Genomic DNA, 10,903 nt, shown 5'->3' with positions numbered 1-10,903 from the left:
TTGGCACCATTCAGCCGCAATCTTAAATCACCCAATGAATGTCTACTCCCGCACCAAATGACAAAATCCCCTCACATCTACAAGAAGTAGAGACCACGTTATCAAACGTGAAACTCTTACTCTCTGTGGACCTTGAGGGGATATTTGCTTGAGCACATTCGAATCGTACTCCCGTTAGTTGGATTTCAGAATCCCGCTGTCATCAACTGATTGTACCGCTTGTTGCAATATTTCATTATCCTGAACGAGGGCGAAGCGCACATACCCTTCACCTGAAGGACCAAAGGCACTTCCTGGCGTTGCGATGACTCCTGCATGTGTAACCAGATCCATGGCAAATTGCTCCGAGCTGTCGTAGTGCGCCGGAATCCGGCTCCAGACGAACATTGTTGCTTCAGGTTTGGCAATCGGCCAACCCAGACTGCTGAAGCCCTCACAGAGGATGTCTCTGCGCTGTTCATAGATTGCTCTGACCCGTTCAACCTCGGATTGATCACCGGTAATGGCGGCAATTGCTGCTTTTTGGACCGGTAGGAACATCCCGTAATCCATATTGGATTTCAGCTTTTTCAGCATGGAGACCATGGTTGCATTGCCCACACAGAAGCCGATTCGAGCTCCTGCCAGTCCGTACGTTTTTGACAGGGAATTGAATTCCACACCGACGTCCATGGCGCCAGGGAATGCGAGGAAGCTTCCACATGACTTTCCGTCAAACACGAGCTCGCTGTACGCATTATCGTGAAGCACGATAATATCATACTTTTTGGCAAAGGCAATCAGGTCAAGATAGAACTGATCCGGTGCCATCGCAGTTGTCGGATTGTTAGGATAGGAGACCAGCATGAATTTTGCTCGATGAGCGATATCTTCCGGTATATCCTGAAGTTGAATAACATACCCGTTTTCTTCTTTTTGCGGCATATAATACAGTTCTGCACCTGCCAGTAACGGCCCATCCGCGAAGACGGGATAGCAGGGGTCAGGGACGAGCACCAGATCACCTTCATCGACAATGGAGAGGGATATATGTGCCAGCCCTTCCTGTGAACCGAGCAAGGAACAGATCTGTGTTGCCGGGTCTAACTCGACCTGATAGCGCTGCTTGTACCAATCGCTTGTAGCTTGCAGCAACTCACTCTGATCATTCACAGCATATATATAATTAGCCGGATCAGCTGCGGCCTCGCATAGTGCAGTTATAATATGCTGCGCAGGTGGGATATTCGGCGTACCCACACTGAGATCAATAACGGGCTGCCCGTTCTCCAGTCTGCGGCGTTTGATCTCCAGCAACCGGGTGAAAATTCCTTCGTTGAAATGATCCATTCGTTTGGCAAAGTTCATGATGATGATTCAGCCTCCAATCCTCTTCGTACGCATATTCATTAATAATAAATGGACAGCGACTAAAAGAGAAGAGCAGGGGAAAGCTTGCGGATCATGACTTTACTTTAAACTGGCTTAGTTCGTCTTGCAGTTTGCCAGATAGCTGGTTCAACTGTTTCGACAGATCCGCTACCTGTTCGATACTATCCAGCTGATCCTGCGTGCTGGCGCTTACTTCTTCCGTCGATGCCGAGTTCTCCTCTGTGGTGGAGGAGATAATCTCCAGTGCCTGGAATATCTCATCTTTGTGTTTGTGTACATTGGCGGTATTAGTAGTAATCTGCATCATACGTTGCTGTAGATCTTTCAGGTCTTTGTTAATACTGAAGAATACATGTTTGGTATCTTCTACGGATTTGGCATTCTCCTCCGCAATCTTCATACCGCGCATGGTATGCTCAACCGACAGGGTTGTTTTCTCTTCAATAACATTCACCTTTTTGTTGATTTCCTCTGTTGCCTGAGCCGTCTGTTCTGCAAGTTTGCGGACCTCTTCGGCAACGACGGCAAATCCTCTTCCATGTTCGCCAGCACGTGCAGCCTCAATGGAGGCATTCAGGGCGAGCAGGTTCGTTTGAGAGGCAATCTGTTTGACTGTATCCACAAAACTGGATATTTCATTCCGACTCAGGTCAATCTCCTGGATAATAGAGGACATTGCTTGGGTGGACAGGTGGTTTTCCTCGGACCATTTCGATAATTGTTCCACGACCGCAAGTCCTTGGCTGCTTTGATCAGCAGATGTCTGCACGACCGTTCCCATAGCCTGCGCATCGGTAGCAATTTCATCAATTTGGCTGGATAACGAGCCAGTTTTGCGTAAGATATTTTCCGTTTCGATGGACTGATAATTCGTTGCATTGGCAATCTCGTTGATGGCTGTTGATGTGTCATTCATGGTCACAGCCGTTCGTGAGGAGATGGCCTGTAGATCATTCGACGACTGGTTCAGGATTTGCGCCGAGCTGCCGACCATTTGCAGCATGCCCTGAATTTTCTGCACCATGGAATTCAAGCCTGTGGCGATCTGTCCAATTTCATTATTAGATTTGATATCCAGTTTGACAGTCAGGTCACCTTGTTCAATCTGTTTAATCTTGGCCAGCAGCTGTGGTATGGAGCGTAACAGACGGCGAAGGGTAATGTAACAGATAATCACAAGCAGAAGGGTGGCTGCAGCAAAACCGCCAAGTGTAATCCACGTGAATGTTTTTAATTCTGCAAGAACTTCTTCTTCGGATATAGTCAGACCAACGGACCATCCCGTATCTTTGCTGGTAGCGTAGCCGATATATCGACGTTCCCCATTGTCGTTCATAAGTTGTACGCCGTTTTCACCCGCAAGCATTTTCTTGCCGATGTCTCCCATATCCCCCGTACTGTTCAGGATGTTCTCCTTCAATACCTTCTCTTGATCCGGATGGTACAGAATTTCCCCGCTCTTGGATAGCAACATGGAATAACCTGTGCTTCCAAGGGAATAACTCTCCATAATCGCCGGGATATCCTTGAATGCAATATCCGCTGCCGCAAAGCCGATCGTGGTGTTGTTTTCGTCTTTGATTGGATAAAAGATACCCATGAGTACATCGCCTGCTGCAATATCAATGTACGGATCGGAGAAATAAAGTCCGTCTGCATCGGTAACCGGCTTGTAGTATGGACGTGATTGGATATCAAAGTCCGGTGCAGATACGACACCATCATTTTGAATCCAAAAGCCTTTTCCATCCAGGCCCGCGACCCAGGCATCGGCAAACGAAGGCTCTGCCTTAACGATAGCGGCGAGTGTCGCCTGTGTTTCCGCAGCGTAGGTTGAACTTTTCGCATCCGCAGCAGATGCTGTTGTTTCTATGTATTGCTGAAATAATGTGTTGGTGGACATTTGCTTGACCAGTGCGCCCTTTTCCTTGAATAGTGCATCAAATTCACTAACAATGGCTTGTGTCTTGGTCTGGAGCATGGATTCCTGCTGTTTCACCAGAATGTTTCGTGTGCTTGCAAACATAAATGTTCCCAGCACGGCAAAGACAACTACGATAATGATCAGCAGCACAATGGACAACGTATTTGCCATACTGGATGTCCGTGCTCCCGTTTTCCCCCACTTGTTCAACATGTTCGACATATTCCATCTCCCCAGATGATTAATAAAAAGCTCAAAACGCCTAAGTTATATGTCGGCTTAATCTATAGTTTTATGTAGATTTCTGTCGAATAATCCTGAAAGCGACGGAAAGGAAAGGCATGAGTATGAGCAGGGTGAAAGGGGAGGGATGAAAAAAGAGGAAAGGAATGAAAAAACGGGATCGGTGGTGGTTCATCCAGGCGATCTTGTTTATAATGGAATGAATTGGAACTATGGATGGAAAAGGGGGATTATCTGTGAGTGAGTTATGGCATGCTTCAATACAGGGGGTTCCATGGAATGCCGAAAAGATGCACCAGGCGGTGCATCTGTTGCGTCGCAGAGCAACGGTTCATTTTCGCGTTGACGCGGATACATACGAGGACCTTGCCGAGCTCGATGCCAAAGTATTTTCTGCCCGGCCGGATCTGATTCTACACATATCACATATGGACCCTAAAGGGGTATATTCATCCGGATTTTTGGGGCGACTGGCACAGTTGAAACATGTGTCTGCCTTGCAGCTTGATCTTTCGCAGGCACAGGATTTGACGATTCTGGGTGCGATGGAGCAACTGCAGTTCTTAAGATTGAATTCACCTGCAAAGGCGACTGGGCTCGATTTTATTAAACACTACAAACGATTGACCTTTCTTGAACTGCGTGGCAAATTCAACGGATTTGCTTCCATTGCGGCATGCCTCCAACTTCATACGCTCATTCTGAACTGCACGGTCGAAAGTGTTGATGTGTTAGCGGAACTGCCTATGCTTCAGTATCTGTCCCTGGATCACTGTGAGTTAAAAGGGGGACTAGATGTATTGACACAGTCGACCATCTCGATGTTGAAGCTCAGTTCTGTTCGCAAACTGACGAGTATTCAGGGACTCGAACAGATGCGTGGGCTGGAATATCTGCATCTGTCCTTGCCCAAGCTGGAGCAGTTATGCGACTTTTCCCATCTGACCTCTCTCAGACAGCTCGAACTGGACTATATGAAATCGTTGCGGGATACCACACATCTATGGACAGCCCGTGCTTTGGAGTCCATTGAACTGAAAGAGATGAATACGGCGCTCAAGGCGGATTCTTTTGCTGGACTAACCGGTTTGGAGCATTTGCGCCAAATCGATTTTCGTTTTATTGATGTTAACAAAGGACGAATTGCAGCTATGCGTGATCACCTGGACAAGGCCGGAAAATCCCATTTGTTATATGAAAATATCCCTGAGCATGAACGTCTGAATTCTATAGGTATTGCGCACTTATCGCATGTATTAATGTAAACGGGCTTCTGTCCAGCATGTGTATACAGAGCGCACTCCGGTGAACGGACCGATTGAGGCGTGTAGATGTCATTGCTATCTAGGTGTTCGTATCCGTTAATGCAGGCATGTTGATCTCTTTTACGCAGGCCGCTTTGGACAAGCTGATGATACATCGAACGATGGAGACCATATCCTGCAGGGGAATGCGGGTCCCATCATACTCGGCCAGTGCACGTTCCATCCCGTCTTCATACGGAATTTCTGCCGCCAGTTCTCCCGGGTTGATGCATGTCACCGCGATGCGGTCATTCCTCGTATGTTCTCTTAGAGCTTCCGTAATACCCCGTATGGCAAATTTGGAGGCAACAAAAGAAACCTGGCTGCTGCCTGCATTGCTCAAACCGGCTGTTGAACCAATCAGGATGATCTTGCCTGCTTCAGACTGGCGGAGCTGAGGCAGTAAAGCCTGTATACATACAATTGTAGAAGTCACATTCACATGGATCAGCTGACTGATATCTGCGGGTTCATCCTTATCAAACGTGTAGTGCTCTTCAAATCCTTCCTTTTCCCAAATCCCCACGTTATAAATAAGCACATCCAACGTCTCGCCTTGAAGCTGGCTGGCAACTTGCTCTGCGGCCTGAAGCTCGGAAAGATCAGCCTGAATCCATATTCGCTCGACGCCATCCTCCACGGACAGACTTTCCGGCTTGCTGCGGGAGACCACCCAGACCTTATCACCGGATTGTGGCACACCTCTGACAAATGCATCGCCCAATCCCTTGCTTGCACCAAAGACAATTATATTTTTCAATTAAAGCCCTCCTTATCGATTAGAAATTAATAATATTTACATTAATCTATATCTTACTATAAAGGTGATATATGGAACATGAAGTTTACATGAGGTATGCTTCATCCTTATCAAGAAAAACCACCTCTGCCCCGCAAGGACGGGAGAGAGATGGTTGGAGAGATCATGATGACATTAATGGTAAAGTTTTAACTCGGCGATGGACCACCACCACTCGGGAGTGTCCGCGGTCAAGGCAATTTTGATGTATCGCGCCGTTTGTCTGGAGAACGTATGTGAGATGACAGGTCCTGTTCCCAGTGCTTCCGTAACCCCTTCCCAACGTTCGCCATCATCAGAAGTGAAAAACTGGAAGTTGCGAGCATAATCGTTGCTGCTGCTGCCTGAGTCCATTGTCAAGCGGCTGAAGCTCTGCTTGCTTCCCAGATCAATCTGGACCCATTGATTGGCATGTTGACCAGATGAAGAGGTCCAGCGTGAATTCAGATCGTCGTCGAGCATCGCCGCAACATCTTCAGAGGTGGAGGCAGTCGCTGTCCATGATGTTCGATCCAGTTCAGCAGGTAGCAGATGATCCTGTTCCCCGGATATCCAAGGTGTCTGATCAGCGGTATAGACCTCTAATTCAGCCACGGACCACCAATGAGAATCGGTACCCGTCTGTACGACCTTAATATAACGTGCCTCATGCGGTGTAAAAGCGATAGAAAGTAGCGCATCTGATCCTTCACCTGAAGCCAAGGATTTTCCCCAATGCTCTCCATCCAGAGAAGTATATATTTCATAACCGCGAGCAAAGTCTTCCCGGCTGTGCGCGCTGTCCAGTACAATCCGATTCACTGGCTGCGAGGCTCCCATATCAAGCTGAATCCATTCGCCGCCTGTTTGAGTCTGACCGGAGGTCCAGCGTGTTTGGTCCGAGCCGTCGAGTATAGCCGCTGCATCGTCTCCGGAGGAAGCTGTCACGGACCAGCCATCTGGCAGCAGCCTCTTTTGTTTGCCCGTTCCATTATGATGAACAAACAACTCGGAGATCGTCCACCATTGATCGGAATCCCCGATCTGCACCATTTTCACATAACGTGCTTGCTGTTCAGGGAAAGTGATGGACATGCGTCCAGACGTGCCTTCGCCGCCCGCAATGGATGTGCCCCAGTGTTCACCGTCATCCGAGACATAAATCCGATACTGTCTCGGATAGTCTTCTTTCGCATGGCCCGGGTCCAATTCTATGGCATCGAAAAAGCTCTTCTGGCCGAGGTCAATGGTAATCCATTGTCCTTTGGTTTGCTTCCTACCGTTTGTCCATAGTGTATCTGAACTTCCGTCCAGCATATTGGCTGTAACATCTGCTCCTTGAGTAGAGGAGGCGGTTACGATCCATGAAGAGCGATCTGGAGGCGGTACGGGCTGTGGGAGCTCTGGTGTTGCTTCAAGCTTGCCAAATCGGGCAAGCTTTAGTTCAGAGATCGACCACCAGCTGTCTGCAGAGGAAGTCAATACAATTTTGACATAACGGGCGGTTTGCATGCCCAAATCAACGGACAGACTTGGAGATGTTCCTGCTCCCTCTGCGATAGGCTCGCTCCAGTTCTCGTTATCTTTGGATACGTAGATTTCGTACCCGTGAGCATAATCACCGCCGTTGTTGCCGGAGTTCATGAATACCGTATCCATAGTCTGTTCGCTACCCAGATCGATATGCAGCCAATCGCCGGGCTTCTGAATCTGTCCGGATGACCAGCGTGTAGTCAGATCACCGTCCACCATGCGCTTTACCGGCTCCGAACTGGAGGATGCCGTAATGGTCCATTGGCTCCGATCGAGATAGACTACACCCTGAGAGGCATCCGGCTGTTTAACGATGGAATGTTCCAGCGGGTTAACCTTTACTTGCGCTTTGGCATACACGGTAGCCGAACCCAAAGCGCCATGGGCATTGTAGAAATGAACTGTTTTGACAGTGTCGGACGGATTCCAGATTTGCGCTGTATAGACGCCGTCCTTTTCATACACGGTTGCTGCCGGATCATCTGCCCATATATCCATCGTGCGTGTTCCCGTAGAAGCCATGCTGTGCATGAACCAGTACGCGTTAAAGACTTCATTTTGCTGCATCTCACTCGTATTCCATTTGGCTAGAGCACCTTGCGGGTCTCCAATGGACTGGAATGGCCAGATAATATGCTGCCATGTGCGTTCCTGCTGACCACCCAGGTCCTTAATGAGACCATTGTAGAGAGCCTTAGTATTCTGCGGATCACGTCCATAATAGGTCATCCATTCTGCTGGCGGCAGCCAGTGAATACCGTAAATATGCTCCGCCTCATTAGAGAAGTACGTTCCATACAGGTAGGCGCTGCCGTACACATGACCTACCGTAGCGTGTTGGTAATCCTCCAGCCAGTTATCCCCGTCATAGTTAAACCAGTATTGCTCGGCAGCTTTCTCTTCGGTCTTGAAGCCCCAGATCCCGGTGTCGCGATAGGCTTTGTTGCCTGTCACCTCACCCCACATATATTGGCCGACCCAACTAAAGAGCGCTTCTCCTGCGGCCTCCTGGTTATTCCCGCTGCGATTATCGGCGTAACCACCTGCCCAGGAGTGACCAGCGTACGGATCAAAATTGCGAAGCCATGGAAACTGATCATCTGTCCGTGAAGGATTGGCATAGTCCCGAATCAGAAGGTCAACCATGTCGCCGTAATCTTGCAAGAATGTTTTGTCATATGTGGCCAGTACAGCCGATGCAAAAACGTAATAACCGTAGGTGAAATGATGATCTGTCAATCCGGTATTAACACCGTATCCGCTACCGTAAGGGAAGATGGTTCCCCATTCATCCGAATAATAAAAATAATACGAGTGCAAAGGTTCGTCCGGCGAATAGGTATACCAATCTGTCAAAATGGTTCGAAGCAGGGACAGATAGTTGTCTCGTCGTACCGTATCTCCTATCTGGTCGCTGATGAGTACACCCAGTGCAAGTGGATGAAGCTTTTTCCCTTGCCAGTAAGGATCCTCGCTCATCAGATTGCCTGCCGTATCCGCGTCAAGCTGATCCAGATAGCTGATTAATTGTGCACGCGAGTAGGTTGGATCATCTGGCTCCACAAATTGCGGAATAATTCCATAGAATCGATCTTGTGTCGTAAACGTATTGCCTTCACTTACTTTCATCATGCCGCGAATGGAAGGGTAAGCAAGCTCCGTAACCGGAGTAGTCGCTAGTTTCCATTGGTGCGGCAACAAGGCCATCACTGTCTCGGATGAAAAGCCTGCCCGCTTCGTCCGGGTTACCGAGTTGAAGGTAGTCGTTACCAGTGAAGTGCTCTCATTATAATTGTAGTCCACTGTTGTATCGGTTACAAAGGCGTAGGCATGCTGGTAATAATAAGACAGTTCTGCCGCGGACGGTAGGGTAGCCAGTGACAGATAGTTTTCGCTCTGGCCCAGCTTGATTTTGAGCGTATTGCCAAGTTTCATAAATACGGTTCCTTCAGGTGCAAAGATCCCGTAGTTTCTTGTAAAGGTCTGAGGCGTGGGCGCTCTGTCCTGATTGGTTACTTCAACACCGATATGATCGGCCGTCAGCGATTCTCCATCATTCAGAACAATTTCACGGTTCTGATCATCGAAGAGACGTGTGATGTTGGGAGAACGAACAATAATGGTATCCGGGTTATCGAAGGTGTTGTACAGGAAAGGGGAACCTTTCACAAACGTGGTATTCATTTTGGCTGTGTCATCATCGCTCATGATGATCGTGGCGGAATAATCCCCATATCCCGCCACCTTGGTATTTACCTCCGCCGGGTTCATATTGCTGGTGCTCATGATCAGATCCGGTTCACCGTCAGCGTCCATAGAACCGCCATCAGCCGAAACGTAACCAGCTCCGGGATTCAGAAGTTGAAGTCCTTGTTTGGTATATCTGCTTTTAAGCGGGAGTGTGACCAGACTGTTGCCATCCCCCAGATCGGATACAAGAATAGACTGCCACCAGTCATTGGAAGGGAGGGGCGCTGTGATGTCAGCTGTGCGATTTTTCGGGTTTTTCGGCTGCAGCATGGTGATGTCATTTACAGCGTAACTACCGGAACCCACCTTTACCGAGGACGGTTCAGGGATATTCGGAATTGTATGCACAGGTTTGGCATCGCCTTCGATATACTCGTAGACGTCGAATGCGTACAGGGAGTATCCGTTGGTTGTTCCTCTGCCAAGCCCGGCTAATTTCACATACCGTGCTTCGGCGTATACCGGAATCTCATCCCGTCCACCGTCGCTGTGCAGTTCCCGGTATAATGTAGTCCACTGGTCTGCATCATTTGATACTTGAATATCGTATGCACGTCCAAAAGCGTTTTCCCATTGTAGGGATACGTTCCCGATTTCCCGGACTAGTCCAAGGTCTACAACAATCCATTCCTGATCCTTGTAGATGGAAGACCAGCGTGTATCCGGACGGCCATCCGTTACATTCCGTGCTTCGTAATTCCCTTTTTCCATTTTGGCTTTATCCTCGGCTGAACGGCTGGGCTCATCAATTTCTTCCGAAGACGCTGTAACCGGTTGTCCTAGTGCAAGGTTCATTGCTAATGGTTTGGGAGGTGGATTTGCTCCGCCCGTCCCATATACATTGAATTCGTATACAGAGACGCCATAGGCTGGCTGTGCTCTTTGATGACTGAACAAGCGCACATATCGTGCCTCCGCTGTGACCTCAATTTCTGTCAGGCCGCCTTGCCCCTTTGTTGTCGAGTAAACAGACTGCCAGTTGACCTCGTCGTTGGATACTTCCAGATCAAAGGCGGAAGCATACGCATTTTCCCACTGGATGGAGATGCCCGAGATGGAGGCCGCTGTGCCTAAGTCAACATAGATCCACTGCGGATCTTGCTGCCATATGCTTTCCCAGCGGCTGTTTTTGTTGCCGTCAACCACATGATCTGCCGTATTGCCGCCCAGAGATGAGGAACTGTACACAGGCCGGTTCAGGGATAACAGATGATGTTCCTCATCTGCGGCGTTCACTTTTGAGACCGGCCACAGCGGGATGCTGCTAATCAACAACAGAACAGATAACAGCAAGTTCATGTAGATGTTGCGTGTTTTTCCTCTTTGACTCGTTCGTACCTTCATATGACTACTCCTTTGTTAGCCCTTGCCATCTCACCAGACAGGGCTTCTCTTCTTCTCTTACTCGCTACCGTATGTATCATTTTGTTTCCCGTGTTGCCTCTGTGAGATATGAATCCAATGCTCAACACGGGATATTCAGGTGCCCCATTTTGTATA

5 protein-coding genes are annotated in these 10,903 nt (G+C 48.7%); 1 reads left to right on the top strand and 4 read right to left on the bottom strand.

Annotation, left to right across the window (positions count from 1 at the left end):
• Positions 1–174: 174 nt before the first annotated feature.
• Both CXK86_RS28990 and CXK86_RS28985 read right to left on the bottom strand, forming a co-directional pair.
• Positions 175–1,347, bottom strand: a complete 1,173-nt coding sequence (locus tag CXK86_RS28990) for an aminotransferase class I/II-fold pyridoxal phosphate-dependent enzyme (protein WP_101314986.1) — start codon at positions 1,345–1,347, stop codon at positions 175–177.
• A gap of 94 nt (positions 1,348–1,441) precedes the next feature.
• Positions 1,442–3,517: a methyl-accepting chemotaxis protein gene (locus CXK86_RS28985; RefSeq protein ID WP_180361896.1), complete on the bottom strand. Its 2,076-nt coding sequence runs from the start codon at positions 3,515–3,517 to the stop codon at positions 1,442–1,444.
• A 257-nt stretch (positions 3,518–3,774) separates the two neighbouring features.
• On the opposite strand from CXK86_RS28985, the gene CXK86_RS28980 reads away from it, so the two are divergent.
• Entirely contained in the window at positions 3,775–4,803 is a 1,029-nt protein-coding gene (locus CXK86_RS28980; RefSeq protein WP_101314985.1) for a leucine-rich repeat domain-containing protein, read from the top strand.
• 79 nt (positions 4,804–4,882) lie between these two features.
• On the opposite strand, the gene CXK86_RS28975 is transcribed toward CXK86_RS28980, so the two are convergent.
• Complete coding sequence (locus CXK86_RS28975) at positions 4,883–5,602, bottom strand: SDR family oxidoreductase (RefSeq protein WP_036617480.1); 720 nt, start codon at positions 5,600–5,602, stop codon at positions 4,883–4,885.
• A gap of 174 nt (positions 5,603–5,776) precedes the next feature.
• Positions 5,777–10,747 carry a discoidin domain-containing protein gene (locus tag CXK86_RS28970; RefSeq protein ID WP_101314984.1) on the bottom strand — a complete coding sequence of 1,657 codons (4,971 nt, stop codon included), beginning with the start codon at positions 10,745–10,747 and terminating at the stop codon, positions 5,777–5,779.
• Positions 10,748–10,903 lie beyond the last annotated feature (156 nt).

Source organism: Paenibacillus sp. BGI2013 (genome assembly GCF_002843485.1).
In the GTDB taxonomy this organism is placed as follows: domain Bacteria; phylum Bacillota; class Bacilli; order Paenibacillales; family Paenibacillaceae; genus Paenibacillus; species Paenibacillus amylolyticus.
Note: the sequence above shows the minus strand (reverse complement) of the source record. Positions and strands in the feature narration are given on the sequence as shown.

Bases quoted from the DNA above. Each gene is read 5' to 3' on its own strand.
- CXK86_RS28990 (WP_101314986.1), bottom strand. From the start codon at position 1,347: ATGAACTTTGCCAAACGAATGGATCATTTCAACGAAGGAATTTTCACC.
- CXK86_RS28985 (WP_180361896.1), bottom strand. From the start codon at position 3,517: ATGTCGAACATGTTGAACAAGTGGGGGAAAACGGGAGCACGGACATCC.
- CXK86_RS28970 (WP_101314984.1), bottom strand. From the start codon at position 10,747: ATGAAGGTACGAACGAGTCAAAGAGGAAAAACACGCAACATCTACATG.